Consider the following 20,333-nt stretch of genomic DNA (forward strand, 5'->3'; position numbering starts at 1 on the left):
TCGCAATGAAAACTGGTAAAGAACTCAAACCCGGTACCGTGATTCGTATCGACAACGATCCTTGGCTGGTTCAGAAAGCTGAATTCACCAAGTCGGGTCGTAACAGCGCGATCATGAAGACCAAGCTGAAAAACCTGCTGACCGGCTACAAGACCGAAACCGTCTACGGTGCGGACGACAAGCTGGACGACGTGATCCTGGACCGTAAAGAGGCGACCCTGTCTTTCATCAGCGGCGATACCTACACGTTCATGGACACCACTGACTACACCATGTACGAACTGAACGCCGAAGACATCGAAAGCGTCCTGCCATTCGTTGAAGAAGGCATGACCGACGTCTGTGAAGCCGTATTCTTCGAAGAGCGCCTGGTTTCCGTGGAACTGCCGACCACTATCGTGCGTCAGGTTGACTACACCGAAGGCTCCGCTCGCGGCGACACTTCCGGCAAGGTCATGAAGCCTGCCAAACTGAAGAACGGCACCGAACTGTCGGTCGCTGACTTCATCGAGATCGGCGACATGATCGAGATCGATACCCGCGAAGGCGGTTCCTACAAAGGCCGCGCCAAGTAAGCGAAGCCTTCTGTATGAAAGAAAAGCCCGACCATTGAGTCGGGCTTTTTCATTTGGTGCACTGGGGCAGTATCACTTCAGGTGTTGCTTGAGTTCCTGAGACACCTGCAACATTGCCGAGCGCACCGCCGGCACCTGGCTCACTACGTTGAGCAAGCCATAGTCGTGGATCATGCCGTTGTAGCGCACTGCTGTAACGGGCACGCCTGCCGCATCCAGTTTGCGGGCGTAGGCTTCACCTTCGTCGCGCAGCACATCAGCTTCGGCGGTCTGCACCAGCGCCGGCGGCAGGCCCTTGAGCTGTGCGGTGGTTGCCCGCAATGGCGAGGCATAGATCTCGTTACGCTGCCCGGCGTCGGTGGTGTAGTTGTCCCAGAACCACTTCATCATGTTCTTGCTGAGAAAGTGCCCTTCAGCGAACTGGTTGTAGGACGCCGTCTCGAAGCTAGCGTCGGTCACTGGCCACAACAAGGCCTGGAAGCGGATCGCCGGCGTACCCTTGTCCTTGGCCATCAGCGCGACGACCGCCGCCATGTTGCCGCCGACGCTGTTGCCCGCTACGGCCAGGCGCTTGCCATCGACATTGATCTGTTTGCCATTCTCGGCCACCCACTTTGTCGCGGCGTAGGCCTAGTTGATCGCTACCGGGTAATGCGCCTCGGGCGATGGTGTGTAGTTGACGAACACCGCAACGGCACCCGAACCCGCCACCAGATCCCGAACCAGTCGTTCATGGGTGGGGAAATCGCCCAGTACCCAGCCACCGCCGTGAAAGAACATGAACGCGGGCAGCTCACCCTTGACCCCGGCCGGACGAACGATGGTCAGACTGATCGACTGGCCATCGACCTGGATGGTTTTCTCGCTGACGTCGGCCTTGGGCAGCGTCAATTTCACCCCCGCCTGGGCGCCGACCAGTACGGCACGGGCATCTTTTGGCGACAACTGCTCCAGCGGTTTGCCGGTGCCGGCATTCAGTGCGTCGAGGAACGCCTGGGTGTTGTGCTCGACGATGCCGTCGGCGAAGGCGTTGCTGATGCTCAGGGCGAGAAGGGTGCCGGTCAGGGCTTTGCTGAAGGTGTTCATGTGAGTCTCCTTGAAGGTCGGTCCGGGGTAGGGGATTTAGACGGTTACGTGCAGGCGAACGTCAACGTTGCCGCGGGTGGCGTTGGAGTACGGGCAAACCTGGTGAGCGGCTTCCACAAGGCTTTGGGCGTCGACCTGGTCAAGACCTGGCAGGCTGATGTGCAGGTCGATGTCGAGACCGAAACCACCGGGGATCTGGCCGATGCCGACGTGAGCGGTGATCGAGGCGTCGTCCGGGATCTTGCGTTTGCTCTGGCTGGCGACAAATTTCAGCGCGCCGATGAAGCAGGCCGAGTAGCCGGCGGCGAATAGTTGCTCTGGGTTGGTCGCAGCACCGCCCGCACCGCCGAGTTCCTTGGGCGTGGCAAGTTTGACGTCGAGGATGTTGTCGCTGGAGATGGCACGACCGTCACGGCCGCCGGTGGAGGTTGCGATTGCGGTGTAGAGAGTTTTCATGGTGGACGCCTCGTTTTATGGTTGGTTTGTTGCGCTAAATGCTTGTGCGCTAAGTAGGTGTGGAGAGAATGTAATGCGCATGTATTTTGCGCGCAAGATAAATTTTTGAGATGAGTCTGAACAGATCAACCCTGGATGGCTGAAAGCCTTGTTTTAGAGCGGTTTAGGGGGGCTGAATTTTTTTGATGTGCGAGGTCTGGCAGGCCGGCCGGCGCCTTCGCGAGCAGGCTCGCTCCCACAGGGGATTGGTGGTGGCCACGGATTTTGTGACTAGTAAAAGGCCAATGTGGGAGCGAGCCTGCTCGCGAAAGCGGTGGTTCAGTTGGCGGCGATGCCGGAGGTGCCGGCGCCTTCGCGAGCAAGCTCGCTCCCACAGGGGATTGGTGGTGGGCACAAGATATTGTGATCACTGGTGTTCAATATGGGATTGGTGATATGCACAGTTTTTTTGACCAATGAAGGTCAATGTGGGAGCGAGCCTGCTCGCGATAGCGGTGGTTCAGTTGGCGGCGATGCTGGAGGTGCCGGCGCCTTCGCGAGCAGGCTCGCTCCCACAGGGGATTGGTGGTGGCCACGGATTTTGTGACCAGTAAAGGTCAATGTGGGAGCGAGCTTGCTCGCGAAAGTGGCATAGCAACACCGCTGACGCGACAACTACCTTGAAAAACGCCGCTCGCTCCCACAGGGGGTTGGTGGTGGCCACGGATTTTGTGACCAGTAAAGGTCAATGTGGGAGCGAGCCTGCTCGCGAAAGCGGTGGTTCGGTTGGCGGCGATGCTGGAGATGCCGGCGCCTTCGCGAGCAGGCTCGCTCCCACAGGGGGGTGGTGGTGGTCACGGATTTTTTGACCAGTAAAGGTCAATGTGGGAGCGAGCCTGCTCGCGAAAGCGGTGGTTCAGTTGGCCGCGATGCTGGAGGTGCCGGCGCCTTCGCGAGCAGGCTCGCTCCCACAGGGGGTTGGTGGTGGCCACGGATTTTGTGACCAGTGAAGGTCAATGTGGGAGCGAGCCTGCTCGCGAAAGCGGTGGTTCAGTTGGCCGCGATGCTGGAGGTGCCGGCGCCTTCGCGAGCAGGCTCGCTCCCACAGGGGGTTGGTGGTGGCCACGGATTTTTTGACCAGTAAAGGTCAATGTGGGAGCGAGCTTGCTCGCGAAAGCGGTGGTTCAGTTGGCGGCGATGCTGGAGGTGCCGGCGCCTTCGCGAGCAAGCTCGCTCCCACAGGGGATTGGTGGTGGGCACAAGATTTTGTGACCACTGGTGTTCAATGTGGGATTGGTGGTATGCACAGATTTTTTGACCAATAAAGGTCAATGTGGGAGCGAGCCTGCTCGCGAAAGCGGTGGTTCGGTTGGCAGCGATGCCGGAGGTGCCGGAGCCTTCGCGAGCAGGCTCGCTCCCAGAGGGATTGGTTGCGTCAGAAAATCAAAGGCTGTCCTGCAAATGCCCGCGCAGTTCCTGCAGGTCATGTTGCAGTTTTTTCAGTTGTTCCAACGTCTGGCCGCTGGCGGCGAGGATGCATTGGGGGATGTCGAGGGCCTTTTTCTGCAGGGCGCGGCCCTGTTCGGTCAGCTCGACAATGACCACGCGTTCATCTTCACGGCTGCGGGTGCGACTCAACAGGCCTTCGGCCTCCAGGCGCTTGAGCAGCGGGGTCAGGGAGCCAGGGTCGGTGAGCAGGCGGTTACTGATTTCGCCGACGGTCAGCCCGTCTTGCTCCCACAACACCATCATCGCCAGGTACTGCGGATAGGTCAGGCCCAACGCCTGGAGCAGGGGCTTGTAGACCTTGGTCATCAACAGCGACGTGGAGTGCAGGGCGAAGCAGACCTGGTTTTCCAGCAGCAGGGCTTCGCAAGGGTCGGGGGTGTCGTGTTGGGTAGTCATGGCAAAACCTTTCATCAATGATCGTTACGAATCTAGCGGACAAACCTTTAATGCACCAGATAATTCTGACGTATTGCTCAGCCGTTACGTTTCCTGGTGACCGCCAACTGGGTAGGATAGGCGCCCTGATTAAGGGGAGAGTCGTCTGTGATCGAGGTCATGCTGTATTTGCTGTTGGGCGCCGCGCTGGGCACTTTGGGGGGATTGTTCGGCATTGGTGGCGGGCTGATCGCGATTCCAGTGCTGGGTGTATGGTTCGGCCTGGATCAGCATCTCGCCCAAGGTACGGCATTGGTGATGGTCGTCCCCAACGTGATGCTGGCGCTGTGGCGTTATCACCAGCGTAATCGTATCGAAATGCGCCATGTCCTGCCGCTGGCATCCATGGGCTTCTGCTTCGCGTGGCTTGGCTCCATCTGGGCCGTGGGCATTGACGCGCAAAGCATGCGGATTGGTTTTGTGGTGTTCCTGGTGGTCCTGGCGGCCTACAACCTGATCCGCATGTTCGCCGCGACGGCGCCGGCTTCGGCGCGGATGCGCCACGGCTGGCCTTGGCTCGCCGTGCTGGGCGCGGCATCGGGCACCATGGGCGGTCTGTTTGGGGTGGGCGGAGCAGTTGTCGCCACGCCAATACTCACCAGCGTGTTTGGCACTTCCCAGGTCGTCGCCCAAGGGTTGTCCCTGGCGCTGGCCTTGCCCAGCACGGGTGTGACCCTTGCCACCTATGCGTTTCACCATGAGGTGAACTGGTGGATCGGGCTGCCCCTGGCTGTCGGTGGGCTGATGAGCATCAGTTGGGGGGTGAAGGTCGCCCACGCGATGCCGGAGCGATTGCTGCGCGGGCTGTTCTGCGGTTTCCTGGTGCTGTGCGCGGTGTTGCTCCTGCTTAAAGTTTGAAACCTTCGACGATGTGTTCGGCCAGGCACTCGGTGATCGGCGACGGATTGTGCAGGTTGCGGATCAACATGATGCTGGCCTCGGGCAGCTCCGGCAGGTTCTCGGCCTCGCCGAGGACGCGCATGTCCGGGGTCAGCAGGCTCTCCAGTTGCGCGGTGATCGCCAGACCCGCGCCGACCACCGCCATGATCGCCGACAGGCTTGAGCTGTTGTACGCCACGCGATAATCACGCCCCATGGCGTCCAGCGCATTGCACGCCCATTGCCGACAGAAACAATCACTGTTGAACATCGCCAGCGGCAGCGGTGTTTGTTCATGAGTGTTGAAGCAGGCCGCCTCGGCCCAGACAAAACGTTCCTTGCGCAGCAACTGACCGATCTCGTCGCCTGGTTTGCGAGTGACGATGGACAGGTCGAGATCCTGGCGCAGCAGCAGTTGCTTGGACGATTCGCAGTGCACTTCGATTTCGATCAGTGGATAGAACTGGGCGAAGCGCTGCAGGATTCCCGGCAAAAAGCGCATCACATAATCGTCCGGCGTGCCGATGCGGACCGTGCCGACCATGTGCGGTTCGCGCAGCGTGTTGAACACTTCACTGTGCAGCTTGAGGATCCGCCGGGCATAACCCAGCAACACCTGGCCCTCGGCGGTGAGCTTGACCTGCCGCCCGTCGCGCTCGAACAGGCGGCGCTGCAAGACGTCCTCTTCCAGGCGCTTCATCTGCATGCTGACGGCCGATTGCGTACGGTTGACCAGCTCCCCGGCGCGAGTGAAGCCGCCCTGGTCGGCGATGGCGACGAAGGTCCGCAGCACTTCCGTATCGATGCTCGGGTAACTCGACAATTGATCAATCTCCGAGATGTATTGCATAAGAAACATTCGTTGGATTGATCTTATCCCTGGCGCGAGACTAGAGCCATCCCCAACGGAGGACATCACGATGAAAGGTCAAAAAGGTTATTTGCTGATTGATAAATTCTCATCCCACGGTTTTTCGCTCAGCGCGCTGTTGCACAAGTTTAGCCGCTGGTACGAATTGCACCACGAGCGTGAACTGCTCGCCTCGATGAGCGATGAGGCGCTCAAGGACATAGGTGTCAGCCGTGCCGATGTTGAAAAGGAAGTGGTTCGGCCATTCTGGGATGACCCGATGCACAAATGAGCCATCCTTCCCTACACAAACCGCTTAATGGTGAGGTAGGTTGCGAGCAGACAAGGAGATATCCATGCCCGCGACTGTATCCTTTACCCTCAAACAGGCCCGACGCCTGGCGTTGGCCGCCCAAGGATTTGATGGGCGGCCATCGCCAGCTTCGGTGCAACCCTCACGCCTCAACCGTCTGATCGAGCGCCTCGGCGTCGTGCAGATCGATTCAGTCAATGCGCTGGTACGCTCGCATTACCTCCCGCTGTTCTCCCGCCTTGGTCACTACAATCGCGACTTGCTCGATCAGGCAGCCTGGAGCCAGGGGCGCCGCCGTACGTTGTTTGAATATTGGGGGCATGAAGCTTCGCTCCTGCCGGTTGCGATGTATCCGCTGATGCGTTGGCGCATGGCGCGGGCGGCCCGTGGCGAAGGCATTTACCAGCAGTTAGCGCGGTTTGGTCGTGAGCAGCAGGACGTGATTTATCGGGTCCTTCAGGCGGTTCAGGAGCAGGGCGCGCTTGGCGCCGGCAGCTTGTCCACCCGTCAGGAGAAGGCCGGTCCCTGGTGGGACTGGAGCGCCGAGAAACATGCGCTGGAATGGCTGTTCGCCGCGGGCAAAGTCACCGTAGCCGGGCGGCGGGGGTTCGAGCGGCTCTATGATCTGCCTGAGCGGGTGCTGCCCGAGTCGGTCCTGCGCCAACCGCAGCTGGACGAAGCCCATGCCCAACGCGCGTTGCTCCTGCATGCGGCGCAGGCCTTGGGCGTCGGCACCGAGAAGGACCTGCGTGATTACTTCCGCCTGGATCCGGCCGACACCCGCGCTCGACTGGCCGAGTTGGAGGCGGCGGGTGAGTTGTTGCGATGTCAGGTGCAGGGCTGGAAGCAGCCGGCCTGGTGCCAACCCACCGTGAAAATCCCCCGCAAGGTCGCTGCCAGTGCCTTGCTGTCGCCATTCGACTCGCTGGTCTGGGAGCGCAGCCGCACCGAGCGCTTGTTCGACTTCCGCTATCGCCTGGAAATCTACACGCCGGTGCACAAACGCGTGTATGGCTATTACGTCTTGCCGTTTTTGCACAATGAGCGGATTGCGGCGCGGGTCGATCTTCGTGCGGAGCGGGCCTTGGGGCGGCTGGCCGTGCATGCCGTGCACGAGGAAGAGCCTGGGCTTGACGAGGAGGGCATGCAGGCGCTGGCGATGAATCTGCGGCGCATGGCTGACTGGTTGGGACTGGAGCGGGTGCAGCTCAATTGCGAGCGGGAGGGTGGGGTGCGGTTGGCGGTGGCGTTGGCGCGGGTTGATGGTGACTGAACTGGCCTCTTCGCGAGCAGGCTCGCTCCCACCAGGTAATTGTGATGACCACTGACTTGTGTACGCAGCCAGTCACCTGTGGGAGCGAGCCTGATCGCGAAGCGATTGAGCAGGCGAAGAAGCCCCTACTGACTCACCGCCGTACCTGCTTCAACGTCTCGGCAATCAAGAACGCCAGCTCCAGCGACTGATCGGCATTCATCCGCGGGTCACAGTGCGTGTGGTAACGATCCGACAGCCCATCCTCGGTGATCGGTCGGGCGCCGCCGATGCATTCGGTGACGTTCTGCCCGGTCATCTCGATATGAATCCCGCCGGCGTAGGTCCCTTCGGCTTCATGCACCTGGAAGAACTGCTTCACCTCGCCAAGAATCTGCGCAAAATCCCGGGTCTTGTAGCCGCTGCTGGCCTTGATGGTATTGCCGTGCATCGGGTCGGAACTCCAGAGCACCTGCTTGCCTTCTCGCTGCACGGCGCGCAACAGTTGCGGCAGGTGATCAGCGACCTTGTTGGCGCCCATCCGCGCGATCAGGTTCAGTCGACCGGGGTCGTTGTCCGGGTTGAGCACGTCGATCAGGCGGATCAGGTCGTCAGGGTTCATGCTCGGGCCGACCTTGACCCCGATCGGGTTGTTCACCCCCCGCAGGAACTCCACATGCGCTCCGTCCAGCTGGCGGGTACGATCGCCGATCCACAGCATGTGGGCCGAGCAGTCGTAATAATCGTTGGTCAGGCTGTCACGGCGTACGAAGGCTTCTTCATAGTTGAGCAACAACGCTTCGTGGGCGGTGAAAAAACTGGTCTCGCGCAGTTGCGGCGAGCTGTCCATGCCGCAGGCGCGCATGAACGCCAGGGTTTCGTCGATGCGGTCGGCGAGGTGGCTGTACTTTTCCGCCAGGGCCGAGTTGGCGATGAAGTCCAGGTTCCACTTGTGCACCTGGTGCAGATCGGCGAACCCGCCCTGGGCGAACGCCCGCAGCAGGTTGAGGGTTGCGGTGGACTGATGATAGGACTGCAAAAGCCGCTCCGGATCCGGCACGCGACTTTTCTCGTCGAAGCCGATGCCGTTGACGATGTCGCCCCGGTAGGCCGGTAGTGTCACGCCATCGATCGTCTCATCGTTGGCCGAGCGCGGTTTGGCGAACTGGCCCGCCATGCGCCCGACCTTGACCACCGGGCAACCGGCGGCGAAGGTCATGACAATCGCCATTTGCAGCAGCACCTTGAAGGTGTCGCGGATCTTGGCGGCGGAAAATTCGGCAAAGCTCTCGGCGCAATCGCCGCCCTGCAGCAGGAAGGCCCGACCCTGGGTGACTTCGGCAAACTGACGACGCAATTCCCGGGCTTCACCGGCAAACACCAAGGGCGGATAGCTGGCCAGGGTCTGCTCCACCTGCAGCAGATGCGCCGCGTCGGGGTAGCGGGGTTGTTGCTGGATCGGCAGGGCGCGCCAGCTGTCAGGGCTCCAGGGTTGGCTCATCATGATCTCTAGGTGATTTACGCTCGGGCGCTCATGTTATCAGCAAATTAGTGCGTGACCTGTTCCGCTCGCTTCGCCGACAATCGCGCCTTTGCCCCGTTTGCGCGGGCTTGAGCCAGCACGGCAACATCAGGAGAGGAAATGACAGAGGAGCGCGTCGAGCATTTGCTCGCCGAGGTGCACGACGAGTTCGGCATGATCCGCGTACTCGAAGTGGCCGATTACCGGTTTCTCGAATTTGGCGATGCGATCGAGCAGAGCTGCGTGTTCACGGCTGATCCGAGCTGGCTCGAATATGACTACACCCGCGCCATGCTCATCGGTGCGTTGTGCCACGAGCAACCGGAGAGCGCGCTGTTCCTCGGGCTGGGGGCCGGTACGCTGACCCAGGCCTGTCTCAAGTTCCTGCCGCTGGAGGATGTCGAGGCCATCGAACTGCGCCCCGACGTGCCGCGCCTGGCCATCGAATACCTCGGGCTGGACGATGATCCGCGCCTGTACATTCGTGTCGGTGATGCCTTGGAGCTGCTTGAAACGGCGGAGCCGGCGGACTTGATTTTCGTCGACCTTTATACGGACGTCGGTCCCGGCGTCGGTCACCTGGCCTGGGGATTTCTGGAAAACTGCCAGAAGCGCCTCAATCCCGGCGGCTGGCTGGTGATCAACCAGTGGGCCACCGACGATGGCAAGCCGCTGGGCGCGGCGCTCTTGCGCGGCTTGTATCACCGGCACTACTGGGAGTTGCCGGTGAAGGAGGGCAACGTCATCCTGATCGTGCCGGCGGACCTGGACCAGGCACTGGACATGCAAGGTCTGGTCGCCCGTGCCGAAGGGCTCGCGCCGCGGCTGGGTTATTCGCTGCAATCGTTGATCAAGGCAATCCGCCCGGCGACTTGATCAGGATCTGCAAGAGTTCTTTGGATGGGTTCCCCCCGTGGCGAGGGAGCTTGCTCCCGCTGGGCCGCGAAGCGGCCCCTTCGATTCCAGATATCAACCCAGGCGTCTGCTTCGCAGCCGAGCGGGAGCAAGCTCCCTCGCCACAGGGAGCTCATCACAGGGGCTTAGCCAGCCAAAGGTGAACCGTTTTAGCTAACGCCCTCGACGCCTGCTGGACAGCGCGCCACCACACCCTTCGTCGATAAAAAAATCTCCCTTTTTCAACGAATTCCGGTATAGTGCGCGCCGGCCTTTAGCCGGGCCGCGTCACGGTAGCGCAATTCCCCGAAGCCAGCTTCGGTTGCATGTCCGCACAACGGATGCTTCCACGACGTTCTTTTTCATTCATTCGTTTTCGCAAATCCCCGCCGACAAAGCAGCCAGGGCGACTCTTGAGTCTCAACACGGCATGCGCAGCTTTGGAGCATGGGTCTTTGCGGATGCACTTAGAGGCAGACCCATGACCCAGGAAACCGGCGGCTTCGCCGCTTTTAATCTCAACCCGAACATTCTTGCTGCCGTCATTGCGACTGGCTACGAAGAACCTTCGGCTATTCAGCAGCAGTCGATCCCGATCATCATGGCCGGCCACGACATGATTGGCCAGGCGCAAACCGGTACGGGTAAAACCGCTGCGTTCGCCCTGCCGATCCTGCATCGCATCGATCCTGCCAAGCGCGAGCCGCAAGCCCTGATCCTGGCGCCAACCCGAGAGTTGGCGCTGCAAGTAGCAACCGCTTTCGAAACCTACTCCAAGCAAATGCCTGGCGTTACCGTTGTGGCCGTTTACGGCGGCGCCCCGATGGGCCCACAACTGAAAGCAATCCGTAATGGCGCGCAGATCGTTGTCGCCACCCCGGGCCGTCTCTGCGACCACCTGCGTCGTGACGAGAAAGTCCTCGCTACCGTGAACCACCTGGTTCTCGACGAAGCGGACGAAATGCTCAAGCTGGGTTTCATGGATGACCTGGAAGTCATCTTCAAGGCCCTGCCAGCGACTCGCCAGACTGTTTTGTTCTCGGCCACCTTGCCGCAATCGATCCGTGCCATTGCCGAGCGCCACCTGCGCGATCCGCAACACGTGAAGATCCAGACCAAGACCCAGACCGTTACCGCGATCGAGCAGGCTCACCTGCTGGTTCACGCTGACCAGAAGACTTCCGCCGTTCTCAGCTTGCTGGAAGTGGAAGATTTCGACGCCCTGATCATGTTCGTGCGCACCAAGCAAGCGACCCTGGACCTGGCCAGCGCCCTGGAAGCCAAAGGCTACAAAGCCGCTGCGCTGAACGGTGACATTGCCCAGAACCAGCGCGAGCGCGTGATCGATTCCCTCAAGGATGGCCGTCTGGACATCGTTGTGGCGACCGACGTTGCTGCCCGTGGTCTGGATGTTCCGCGCATCACCCACGTGTTCAACGTGGACATGCCGTACGATCCGGAATCCTACGTCCACCGTATCGGCCGTACCGGCCGTGCCGGTCGCGAAGGTCGCGCGCTGCTGCTGGTGACTCCGCGTGAGCGCCGCATGCTGCAAGTGATCGAGCGTGTAACCGGTCAGAAGGTCGCGGAAGTTCGCCTGCCGGACGCCCAGGCCGTTCTCGATGCCCGCATCAAGAAACTGACCAACAGCCTGTCGCCGCTGGTGGCTGACGCCGAATCGACCCACGGTGATCTGCTCGATCGCCTGACCGCCGACATCGGTTGCACCCCGCGTGCCCTGGCCGCTGCCCTGCTGCGCAAGGCTACCAACGGTCAGGCGCTGACCCTGGCGGCGATCGAGAAGGAACGTCCACTGGTGCCGAACAGCGTGCCGCGTGGCGATCGTCCCGAGCGTACCGGTGATCGTCCGGACCGTGGTGATCGCGAGCGTCGCGCGCCGATCCCGCTGGGCGAAGGCCGTGCCCGCTGCCGTACCGCGCTGGGTGCTCGTGACGGCATTGCCGCCAAGAACCTGTTGGGCGCGATCCTCAACGAAGGCGGCCTGGCCCGCGAAGCGATCGGTCGCATCCAGGTGCGTGACAGCTTCAGCCTGGTGGAACTGCCGGAAGAAGGCCTGGAAAAGTTGCTGACCAAGCTCAAGGACACTCGCGTGGCTGGCAAGCAGCTCAAGCTGCGTCGTTATCGCGAGGATTGATCGGCCCGCAGGCTGATTGATCGAGCATGAAAAAATCCCCGACTGGTTCGGGGATTTTTTTTGCCTGTCATTTGGTGTTCCTGCCGGGAGCGCGGTGTTGAAGCCAATCGCGAGCAAGCTCGCTCCCACACTGGATTTGTATTGCCTGTGGGAGCGAGCCTGCTCGCGAATTGGAGCGACTCGGTACGTCAATCAAACCGATAAATGTCCATCCCCAACGTTCCCATCGTGAACCCTTCATGGGCAATGCTGAATTTCCCACCCGCACCCCGGGCAAAATACAGCGGCAGCAGGTGCTCGTCGCTGGGATGGCTACGCACCGCATTGGGGGCCTGGCGGCGGTAATCATGCAACGCGAACTCGTCGTTGGCCGCCAGTTGCGCCACTATCCAATCGCGGAATGCCTTGGCCCAGGGCTCGATGCTGTCAGGGCCGGCGTTCCAGTCCAGATCCCCCAGGTTATGCGTGATGCTGCCGGAACCGATCAGCAGGATGTCCTGTTCGCGCAGTCCTGCCAGGGCCCGGCCGACCTGCGTCTGCAGTGTCGGGCCGCGCTGGCTGGGCAGGGAAACCTGTACCACGGGAATATCGGCCTCGGGGTACATCAACGACAGCGGCACCCAGACGCCGTGGTCCGATGGCCGCCCTGTCTCCAGGCGTGCCGGCAATTGCGCTGCATTGAGCAGTTCGGCGACCTGCGTTGCCAGCAGGGGATCGCCTGGCGCCGGATATTGCACTTCGTACAACGCTTTCGGGAAGCCACCGAAGTCATGCCATGTACGCGGCCGCGGGTTGGCGCTGACCAGCAGTTCATTGCTCTCCCAATGGGCGGACACCATCACGATGGCCTTGGGCTTCGGCATTTGCGCGGCCAGGCGAGCCAAGGCCGGGCCGCTCTCGCCGGGTTCCAGGGCAAGCATCGGTGAACCATGGGAGATAAACAGGCTGGGCAGCATGGACGGGCTCCTGAGCGTTAAGATGGGTTCATCTTCGGTCAGGTCAACGATCGAAATCTAATATAAGTTTTAACCCGTTTTGATCGAATTTATGGAGCGATTCCCATGGACCCCGAGTTTTGGCACAAGCGTTGGTCAACCAACCAGATCGGTTTTCATCTGCCGGAAGTGAACCCTTACTTGCAGCGTTTCTGGCCACAGTTGGGATTGCCTGAAGAAACTCGAGTATTGGTGCCCTTGTGCGGCAAGACGCTGGATCTGCTGTGGTTGGCGCAACAGGGTTTTTCCGTGCTGGGGGTGGAGCTATCGGAAAAGGCCGTCACTGATTTTTTCCAGGAGCATCAGCTTGAGCCAAACGTGAGTGAGGAGGGCGCCTTCAAGGTATTTCGTTCTGGTGCCATCGAGATCCGCTGCGGTGATGTCTTTGCGTTGACGCCTTTGGACGTCGCGGATTGCGCGACGTTGTATGACCGTGCGGCACTGATCGCCCTGCCTGCACCGATGCGCGAGCGTTATGCGGCCCATCTGCAGAACATAATGCCGGACTGCGTCGGGCTGCTGATTACCCTGGACTACAACCAGGACGAGATGCCTGGGCCGCCGTTCTCGGTAGGACATGAAGAGGTGCAGCGGTTGCTGGGCAGGGCTTGGCAATTGCAAGTTCTGCAGGAGCAGGATGTGCTGGGCGAGAGTTGGAAGTTCTTGCAGGCGGGCGTGAAGCGGCTGGATGAGCGGGTATATCTGGTGTCCAGTCGTGGGGTGCGCTCAATGACCCCGTCCCGGACGGGCCCGCTGCCGCTTTTGACTTAGCAGGCAAAAGAAAGCCCGCATCGCTGCGGGCTTTCTTGTATCAGTTGGCGGTTAGCCGCGACGACGCAGTGCGTCGATTCGCTCTTCCAGCGGTGGGTGGCTCATGAACATGCGAGCCAGGCCCTGCTTGATGCCGCCGTTGATGCCGAAGGCGTTCAAGGTGTCGGGCATGTGCACCGGCAGGCCTTGTTCGGCGCGCAGGCGCTGCAGGGCGCCAATCATGGCGCTGGTGCCGGCCAGGCGCGCACCGGCGTCATCGGCGCGGAACTCGCGTTTGCGCGAGAACCACATGACGATGGCGCTGGCGAGGATGCCCAGGACCAGCTCGGCGAAGATGGTCGCCACGTAGTAGGCGATACCCTGGCCTTCTTCGTTCTTGAAAATCACCTTGTCGACAAAGTTGCCGATGATGCGGGCGAAGAACATGACGAAGGTGTTCACCACGCCCTGGATCAACGCCAGAGTCACCATGTCGCCGTTGGCGACGTGGCCGATCTCGTGGGCCAGCACAGCTTTCACTTCATCTGGCGAAAACCGTTCCAGCAGGCCCTGGCTGACGGCGACCAGGGCGTCGTTCTTGTTCCAGCCGGTGGCGAAGGCGTTGGCTTCGTACGCCGGGAAGATCCCGACTTCCGGCATCTTGATCCCGGCTTCACGGGACAGCTGCTCGACGGTCTGCAGCAGCCATTGTTCGTGACGAGTGCGCGGCTGGCTGATGATCTGGGTGCCGGTGCTCATCTTCGCCATCCATTTGGAGATGAACAGCGAGAAGAGGGAACCGGCAAAACCGAACACCGCACAGAAGATCAGCAGCTGATTGAGGTTGAGATCAACCCCGTTGGCCGCCATGAACCCGTTGAAGCCGAAAAGGCTCAGGGTGATGCTGGCAATCAGCACGACCGCCAGGTTAGTGGCCAAGAACAGCAGGATGCGCATCATGGTGGTAGCAATCTCCTCATGCTAAAGATGTAGCGTTATGCGGGGTATATAAGGTGCTGCCGCAGGCTATTCAACTCGCCTTCTATTTCAAACTGTGTCCTACAGCGGTCCTCATTGTTTGAAAGACTTTTCTGAAAGTTGCGCCGGAAAAGAAATGTGGCCGCTGCGCCCCGTGAACGTTGCGTCTCGTCGTCCATCGGACAACGAGTCCCCGCGTCAGAAACCTGCGGAGGCAGGAAAATGGATATGTTGCTGAATCAAACAGAGCGCGAGGCAAACGCCCCGCACTCCGTCTGGATCATTGACGGTAGGATTTGAGGAAATTGCCGATGCGGCCAATGGCCTGATCAAGGTCGTCAACCCGCGGCAGGGTCACGACGCGGAAATGGTCCGGCCATGGCCAGTTGAACGCCGTTCCCTGGACGACCAGCAATTTCTCCGACAGCAGCAGGTCGAGTACGAATTTCTCGTCGTTGTGGATCGGGCAGACCTTCGGGTCGATTCGCGGGAAGGCATACAGCGCACCCATCGGCTTGACGCAGCTGACGCCGGGGATGTCATTGAGCAGTTCCCAGGTGCGATTGCGCTGTTCCAGCAAACGGCCCTGGGGCAGGACCAGGTCGTTGATGCTCTGGTAGCCACCCAACGCCGTCTGGATCGCATGCTGGCTCGGCACGTTGGCGCACAGACGCATGTTGGCCAGCATGTCGATGCCTTCGATGTAGCTCTGGGCGTGGTGCTTGGGGCCGGAGATGGCGATCCAGCCGGAGCGGAAGCCGGCGACACGATAGGACTTGGAGAGGCCGTTGAAGGTCAGGCACAGCAGGTCCGGTGCCAGCGAGGCGGTGCAGACGTGCACGGCGTCATCGTAGAGGATCTTGTCGTAGATCTCGTCGGAGAACACCACCAGATTGTGCTGGCGGGCCAGTTCGAGCATGCCCAGCAGCACCTCGCGGGAATACACCGCGCCGGTCGGGTTGTTCGGGTTGATGATCACCAGGGCCTTGGTATTCGGGGTGATCTTGGCCTTGATGTCCGCCAGGTCAGGGAACCAGTTGGCCTGCTCGTCGCACAGGTAATGCACCGGGTTGCCACCGGACAGGCTGACGGCGGCGGTCCACAGCGGATAATCCGGCGCCGGCACCAGCACTTCGTCGCCGTTGTTGAGCAAGGCCTGCATCGACATCACGATCAGCTCGGACACGCCGTTGCCCAGGTAGATGTCCTCGATGCCGATGCCTTCGACCTGCTTCTGCTGGTAATACTGCATCACGGCCTTGCGGGCGCTGAACAGGCCCTTGGAGTCGCTGTAGCCTTGCGCGGTCGGCAGGTTGCGGATGACGTCCTGGAGAATTTCATCGGGGGCTTCGAAACCAAAGGGCGCCGGGTTGCCGATGTTCAGCTTGAGGATGCGATGGCCTTCCTCTTCCAGGCGTTTGGCGTGCTTGAGCACCGGGCCGCGAATGTCGTAGCAGACGTTGGCGAGCTTGTTCGATTTGCTGACCTGCATGGCGATGTGTTCCCGAAAATGAACGATCCAGGCGGCGTATGAACTACCGTACTGGGGATCCTGCGTCTGTGCCCGGGCCGGACGCGGTAGATGCGCCACAATCCATTTGAATGCGCATGACGTGACTGCCAGACTGGCGCCTGACGAGGCGCAATCATACGTGCCGCCCGATCTGCGGAAAAGCGTCGGATCGGGCTTTTTCAATTGCCGAGGTAGGACGATGGAAAAGTTGCAGAAAACCCTTGAAGAATGGCGTGAGATGCTCGATCCGGAGCAGTACAACGTCTGTCGCCTCAAAGGCACCGAACGCCCATTTTCCGGCAAGTACAACGCGACCAAGACCGATGGCATCTACCACTGCATCTGCTGCAACGAGCCGTTGTTCGATTCGACGACCAAATTCGATTCCGGCTGCGGCTGGCCGAGTTTCTACGCCCCGATCGAGGGGAGCGCGGTGGTGGAGGTGCGAGATGTCAGCCACGGCATGATTCGCACCGAGGTGGTCTGCGCCAGATGCGACGCGCATCTGGGCCATGTCTTCCCCGACGGCCCACCGCCCACTGGCTTGCGTTACTGCATCAACTCGGTGTGCCTGGATCTGGTCCCTCGCGAGTAAGCGTTGCGCAGTCCTTCGTGGCGAGGGAGCTTGCTCCCGCTGGGTGGCGCAGCCGCCCCATAACAACCTGGCGCAGTTTTTTCAGGTTGATCGTGCCAGCCGGTCTTACGACGGCTGCGCCGCCGAGCGGGAGCAAGCTCCCTCGCCACGGGAGCCTTGGAGCCGCATTAATGACAATTAAATTGCACACAATTTAATTGCTCGCTATCTTCGGCATCCAACTTCCCTTTGGAGCCGTCCCATGACCGACAATCTGCTGAGCATTCCCTGCACCACCATCAAGGGCGAGCAGAAGACGCTCGCCGATTTCGCCGGCAAGGCCGTGCTGGTGGTCAACACCGCCAGCCAATGCGGCTTCACCCCTCAGTACAAAGGTCTTGAGGCTTTGTGGCAATCCTACAAGGACCAGGGCCTGGTGGTGCTGGGCTTTCCTTGCAACCAGTTCGGCAAGCAGGAACCAGGCAACGAAGGGGCGATCTCCGAGTTTTGCGAGCTCAACTTCGGCGTGAGTTTTCCGCTGTTCAAGAAGATCGATGTCAACGGGGCCAACGCCCATCCGCTATTTGTCCAGCTCAAGCAGCGGGCGCCCGGTGTGCTGGGGTCCAAGGGCATCAAGTGGAATTTCACCAAGTTCCTGATTGGCAAGGACGGCCAGGTGGTCAAGCGCTTCGCCCCGACCACCAAGCCCGAGGATCTCACCGGCGAGATCGAAGCCCTGCTCAAATGAGCGACCTGTCAGTCGATTCGCTGAAGCTCGACAGTCAGTTGTGCTTCAAGCTGTACGCCGCATCACGGGCGGTGATTCGTGGCTACAAGCCGATGCTCGATCAGCTTGGCCTGACCTATCCGCAGTACCTGGCGATGCTGGTGCTGTGGGAATGGCAGGACAACACCCCGGAGCAGCCCACGGTCAAGGCGCTTGGAGAGCGTTTGCTGCTGGATTCCGGCACGCTGACGCCGTTGCTCAAGCGCCTGGAGCAACTGAGTCTGATCCGCCGCCAACGCTCGGTCCAGGATGAGCGAGAGGTGCATTTGAGCCTGTCGGATGCGGGCCGCGCCTTGCGCGAGCAGGTCGGCCCGCTCAAGGCGCGCCTGCTGTGCGACAGCGGGATCGATCTGGATCGCGTGGGCGAGTTGCGCGATGGCCTGGATCACCTGCTCAAGCAGATCAAAGGGCTGACGTAGTCGGCACCCACTGGTCCAGCAATGCCGCCAGTTCCTCGCGACGGAACGGCTTGGACAGGTAATCGCTCATGCCGGCGGCCCGGCAGCGTTCGCGTTCCTCGGGCATCGCGTTGGCCGTCAGCGCGACGATCGGCAGGTCCGGCCAGCGGCCGCTGCGGCGAATCTGCCGGCTGGCTTCGTAACCATCCATGACCGGCATGTTGCAGTCCATCAGGACCAGGTCGAAGGTTTGTTGTTCGAGCTGATCCAGGGCTTCGGCGCCATGGGCCGCGACCACCACTTCACAGCCCAGCTTGACCAGCATGCCCTTGGCCACCAGTTGGTTGACCGGGTTGTCCTCCACCAGCAGCACCCGGCCACGCCGCGAGGGCGCCAGTGCTTCGATTTGCGCGTCGTTGATGGTCGTCGCCTCGCTTTGCAGGGCCCGGCGCAGGATCTGGTAAAGCGCGTGGCGCGCCAGCGGTCGGGCCTGCTGCAGCAAAGGCGCGAGGGCGGCGGCTTCTTCGCTGGGCATGAAGCTGCCATAGGCGGTGACAAGCAGAATCGGCGCGTCGAAGGTAGGGCGTAAATTGAACAGGCATTCCGGGCAATCGGTGATCAGGATGTCCGGCTTGAGCCCCAGCAAGCCGTCGTCCACGGTGCGTTGTATGTAGTCCAGTCCCCAGACCGGCAGCAGCATGCCCAGCAATTCGGCCAGCCCGCTGTTGGCGGTGGTGATGGCGACCACGTTGCCCCGCAAGGTCTCGACGGGCGCGGCCGGGCTGTGGGCGGGCAGCGGCAGGTCGGCGCAGAACTGGCTTCCGAAGCCCGCCTCGGAACTGATCGTCAACCGGCCCCGCATCGCCTCGCAGAGGTTGTAGGTCAGTGCCAGGCCCAGCCCGGTGCCGCCGAACTGGCGGGTAATGCCCGCGCCGGCCTGGGTGAACGGCTGGAGAATCCGCGCCTGGTCCTCCTGGGGAATGCCGATGCCGGTGTCCCAGACCTCGACCCGCACGCCGCCTTCATAGTGATTCAATCGCACATCGACCCGACCGAAACGGGTGAACTTCAACGCGTTGGAAAGCAGGTTGCTGACGATCTGGCGAACGCGGGTCGGGTCGCCCAGTACCTGGGCTGGGAACTGCGGGTCGATCAGACACGCCAGTTCGACGCTTGGCGCCGCGTTCTGCGACAGCAGGTTGGCGGTGTCTTCGACCAGCGCGCCAAGGTCGAACGGGATACGTTCGAGTTCCAGTTGGCCGGCGTCGAATTTGGACAGATCGAGAATGTCGTTGAGCAGTTCGACCAATACCTTGCCGGAGTCATGCGCTATCGACAGCTGTTGTTGTTGCTCGGCCGTCAACGGGCCATCCAGGGACAGGGCGATCATCCCGAGCAAGCCATTGAGGGGGGTGCGGATCTCATGGCTCATGTTGGCCAGGAACGCGGAGCGCGCGTCAGCCATGTCCAGGGCGGTGCGCCGGGCAATATCCAGCTCCTCGTTGGACTGGCTGAGCCGGGCATTGATGGCCTTGAGCTCGGCCGTGCGCGCCGAAACGATATTCTCCAGTTGCGCCAGGTAATCGGTCAGACGATTTTCAGCCGCGCGCCGTTGCTGGATTTCAGTGGAGACATTCTCGAACTGCTGGTTGGCGACCGATACCAGCACGCCGATTTCGTCGTGTTGGTGGCCGGAAGGACATTCCAGCGGGCGCTGTTCGCTGCTGCCCGGGTCGCGGCTGCTGAGTTCGCGGATGACCCGCACCAAGGGTTTGGTCAGCATGACATAGAACAGCGCCAGCAGCAGGCCGGTCAGGATCAGGCTGCGGGCGAAACCGTTGAGCAGTGTCACCTCGGCCCGGCGCAGGAAACGGCTGCCGAACGCATAGGTGTCTACATCCAGTCGCAGCACGCCGAGGGACTCGCCCGGCGAATGATTCAGGTAGAGCCGGTCTTCGAACTGTCGTTGGGCGCCAAAAAGCGAGTCGCTGATAAATCGGTAACTGCTTTGCAGCTCGGGTCGCTTGACGCTGGCCAGCACCGTATTGTTGTTATCGATCAGTTCGGCGCCGACGATGGCCGGCGAGCGCAACAGGCCCAGGGCCAGTTCCTGGGCAAGCTCGGCATCGATGTTATAGGCGATGCGCGAGGCCGGGTTGTGGCTGATTTCCAGCAACGAGAGGATTTCACGGTTGATCGACGCGTCTTCGCTGGCATAATCGATGCCGATCTGTACCAGGCTTAGGAAGGTGCCCAGCACGAAACCCACCATGACGGTCAGTCGAGCCTGTTTGTACGACAGCCGTTGGGTGAATCTGATGTCCATGGGATGGTGAACCACTTACGTTTCCCTTCGCCGGTCAAGCATAGCTGATCATTTCCGAATACCGGTGCGGCCGGTTTGCGTTGTCTGAAACAGACCCGCCGCTGGCC

18 protein-coding genes and 1 pseudogene are annotated in these 20,333 nt (G+C 61.0%); 10 read left to right on the forward strand and 9 right to left on the reverse strand.

All coding sequences use genetic code 11. The annotated features are described in order from the left end of the window. Positions 1-5: 5 nt before the first annotated feature. Complete coding sequence (locus J3P89_RS08225) at positions 6-575, forward strand: elongation factor P (RefSeq protein WP_003226785.1); 570 nt, start codon at positions 6-8, stop codon at positions 573-575. A 72-nt stretch (positions 576-647) separates the two neighbouring features. Here the strand turns inward: J3P89_RS08225 and J3P89_RS08230 are convergent. The 3 genes and pseudogenes from J3P89_RS08230 to J3P89_RS08240 all read right to left on the reverse strand — a co-directional run bounded on the left by J3P89_RS08230 (position 648) and on the right by J3P89_RS08240 (position 4,001). After that, a pseudogene (locus J3P89_RS08230) lies at positions 648-1,661 on the reverse strand (alpha/beta hydrolase). A gap of 36 nt (positions 1,662-1,697) precedes the next feature. After that, positions 1,698-2,117 carry an organic hydroperoxide resistance protein gene (locus tag J3P89_RS08235; protein WP_434629447.1) on the reverse strand — a complete coding sequence of 140 codons (420 nt, stop codon included), beginning with the start codon at positions 2,115-2,117 and terminating at the stop codon, positions 1,698-1,700. 1,422 nt (positions 2,118-3,539) lie between these two features. Further along, positions 3,540-4,001 carry a MarR family winged helix-turn-helix transcriptional regulator gene (locus J3P89_RS08240; protein ID WP_434572811.1) on the reverse strand — a complete coding sequence of 154 codons (462 nt, stop codon included), beginning with the start codon at positions 3,999-4,001 and terminating at the stop codon, positions 3,540-3,542. A 159-nt stretch (positions 4,002-4,160) separates the two neighbouring features. Here J3P89_RS08240 and J3P89_RS08245 point away from each other — a divergent pair, with 159 nt between their 5' ends. After that, the gene (locus tag J3P89_RS08245; RefSeq protein ID WP_434631224.1) at positions 4,161-4,898 is read left to right on the forward strand and encodes a sulfite exporter TauE/SafE family protein; all 738 of its coding nucleotides are present in this window, start codon (positions 4,161-4,163) and stop codon (positions 4,896-4,898) included. On the opposite strand, the gene J3P89_RS08250 is transcribed toward J3P89_RS08245, so the two are convergent. Continuing rightward, complete coding sequence (locus J3P89_RS08250; RefSeq protein ID WP_420764840.1) at positions 4,888-5,742, reverse strand: LysR substrate-binding domain-containing protein; 855 nt, start codon at positions 5,740-5,742, stop codon at positions 4,888-4,890. The genes J3P89_RS08245 and J3P89_RS08250 overlap by 11 nt on opposite strands. Before the next feature lie 97 nt (positions 5,743-5,839). On the opposite strand from J3P89_RS08250, the gene J3P89_RS08255 reads away from it, so the two are divergent. Beyond that, entirely contained in the window at positions 5,840-6,061 is a 222-nt protein-coding gene (locus J3P89_RS08255) for a DUF1127 domain-containing protein (protein WP_305499769.1), read from the forward strand. A gap of 64 nt (positions 6,062-6,125) precedes the next feature. After that, positions 6,126-7,355, forward strand: coding sequence for a winged helix-turn-helix domain-containing protein (locus tag J3P89_RS08260; RefSeq protein ID WP_434697235.1), 1,230 nt, complete (start codon positions 6,126-6,128; stop codon positions 7,353-7,355). 133 nt (positions 7,356-7,488) lie between these two features. Here the strand turns inward: J3P89_RS08260 and J3P89_RS08265 are convergent, their stop codons facing one another. Next, positions 7,489-8,835 (reverse strand): class II 3-deoxy-7-phosphoheptulonate synthase, encoded by a 1,347-nt coding sequence (locus tag J3P89_RS08265; protein ID WP_305499772.1) that lies wholly within the window; start codon positions 8,833-8,835, stop codon positions 7,489-7,491. A gap of 141 nt (positions 8,836-8,976) precedes the next feature. Here J3P89_RS08265 and J3P89_RS08270 point away from each other — a divergent pair, with 141 nt between their 5' ends. Both J3P89_RS08270 and J3P89_RS08275 read left to right on the forward strand, forming a co-directional pair. Further along, positions 8,977-9,732, forward strand: coding sequence for a spermidine synthase (locus tag J3P89_RS08270; protein ID WP_305499774.1), 756 nt, complete (start codon positions 8,977-8,979; stop codon positions 9,730-9,732). A gap of 499 nt (positions 9,733-10,231) precedes the next feature. After that, a complete protein-coding gene (locus J3P89_RS08275; RefSeq protein ID WP_434697236.1) occupies positions 10,232-11,905 on the forward strand; it encodes a DEAD/DEAH box helicase in 1,674 nt (557 codons plus the stop codon). A 188-nt stretch (positions 11,906-12,093) separates the two neighbouring features. Here J3P89_RS08275 and J3P89_RS08280 read toward each other — a convergent pair whose 3' ends face one another. After that, positions 12,094-12,861, reverse strand: a complete 768-nt coding sequence (locus J3P89_RS08280; RefSeq protein WP_434697237.1) for a DODA-type extradiol aromatic ring-opening family dioxygenase — start codon at positions 12,859-12,861, stop codon at positions 12,094-12,096. Between the two features lie 105 nt (positions 12,862-12,966). On the opposite strand from J3P89_RS08280, the gene J3P89_RS08285 reads away from it, so the two are divergent. Further along, positions 12,967-13,671 (forward strand): thiopurine S-methyltransferase, encoded by a 705-nt coding sequence (locus tag J3P89_RS08285; RefSeq protein WP_434697238.1) that lies wholly within the window; start codon positions 12,967-12,969, stop codon positions 13,669-13,671. Positions 13,672-13,722: 51 nt separating this feature from the next. On the opposite strand, the gene htpX is transcribed toward J3P89_RS08285, so the two are convergent. Beyond that, positions 13,723-14,610 carry a protease HtpX gene (gene htpX, locus J3P89_RS08290; protein WP_003183732.1) on the reverse strand — a complete coding sequence of 296 codons (888 nt, stop codon included), beginning with the start codon at positions 14,608-14,610 and terminating at the stop codon, positions 13,723-13,725. 298 nt (positions 14,611-14,908) lie between these two features. Next, positions 14,909-16,120 (reverse strand): pyridoxal phosphate-dependent aminotransferase, encoded by a 1,212-nt coding sequence (locus J3P89_RS08295; RefSeq protein ID WP_018603142.1) that lies wholly within the window; start codon positions 16,118-16,120, stop codon positions 14,909-14,911. Positions 16,121-16,340: 220 nt separating this feature from the next. Here J3P89_RS08295 and msrB point away from each other — a divergent pair, with 220 nt between their 5' ends. From msrB to J3P89_RS08310, 3 genes are all read left to right on the forward strand, one after another. Further along, positions 16,341-16,736 (forward strand): peptide-methionine (R)-S-oxide reductase MsrB, encoded by a 396-nt coding sequence (gene msrB / locus J3P89_RS08300; RefSeq protein WP_434629465.1) that lies wholly within the window; start codon positions 16,341-16,343, stop codon positions 16,734-16,736. 241 nt (positions 16,737-16,977) lie between these two features. After that, on the forward strand, positions 16,978-17,463 hold the full coding sequence (locus tag J3P89_RS08305) for a glutathione peroxidase (protein ID WP_434697239.1): 486 nt from the start codon (positions 16,978-16,980) through the stop codon (positions 17,461-17,463). Continuing rightward, positions 17,460-17,921 carry a MarR family winged helix-turn-helix transcriptional regulator gene (locus tag J3P89_RS08310; protein WP_434572825.1) on the forward strand — a complete coding sequence of 154 codons (462 nt, stop codon included), beginning with the start codon at positions 17,460-17,462 and terminating at the stop codon, positions 17,919-17,921. Before J3P89_RS08305 ends, J3P89_RS08310 begins: the two co-directional genes overlap by 4 nt. Here the strand turns inward: J3P89_RS08310 and J3P89_RS08315 are convergent. Then, positions 17,905-20,226 (reverse strand): response regulator, encoded by a 2,322-nt coding sequence (locus J3P89_RS08315; RefSeq protein WP_434697240.1) that lies wholly within the window; start codon positions 20,224-20,226, stop codon positions 17,905-17,907. The two genes, J3P89_RS08310 and J3P89_RS08315, sit on opposite strands and share 17 nt — an antisense overlap. Positions 20,227-20,333: the final 107 nt, after the last annotated feature.

It is taken from the genome of Pseudomonas sp. Z1-14 (genome assembly GCF_051132005.1).
Classification (GTDB): domain Bacteria; phylum Pseudomonadota; class Gammaproteobacteria; order Pseudomonadales; family Pseudomonadaceae; genus Aquipseudomonas.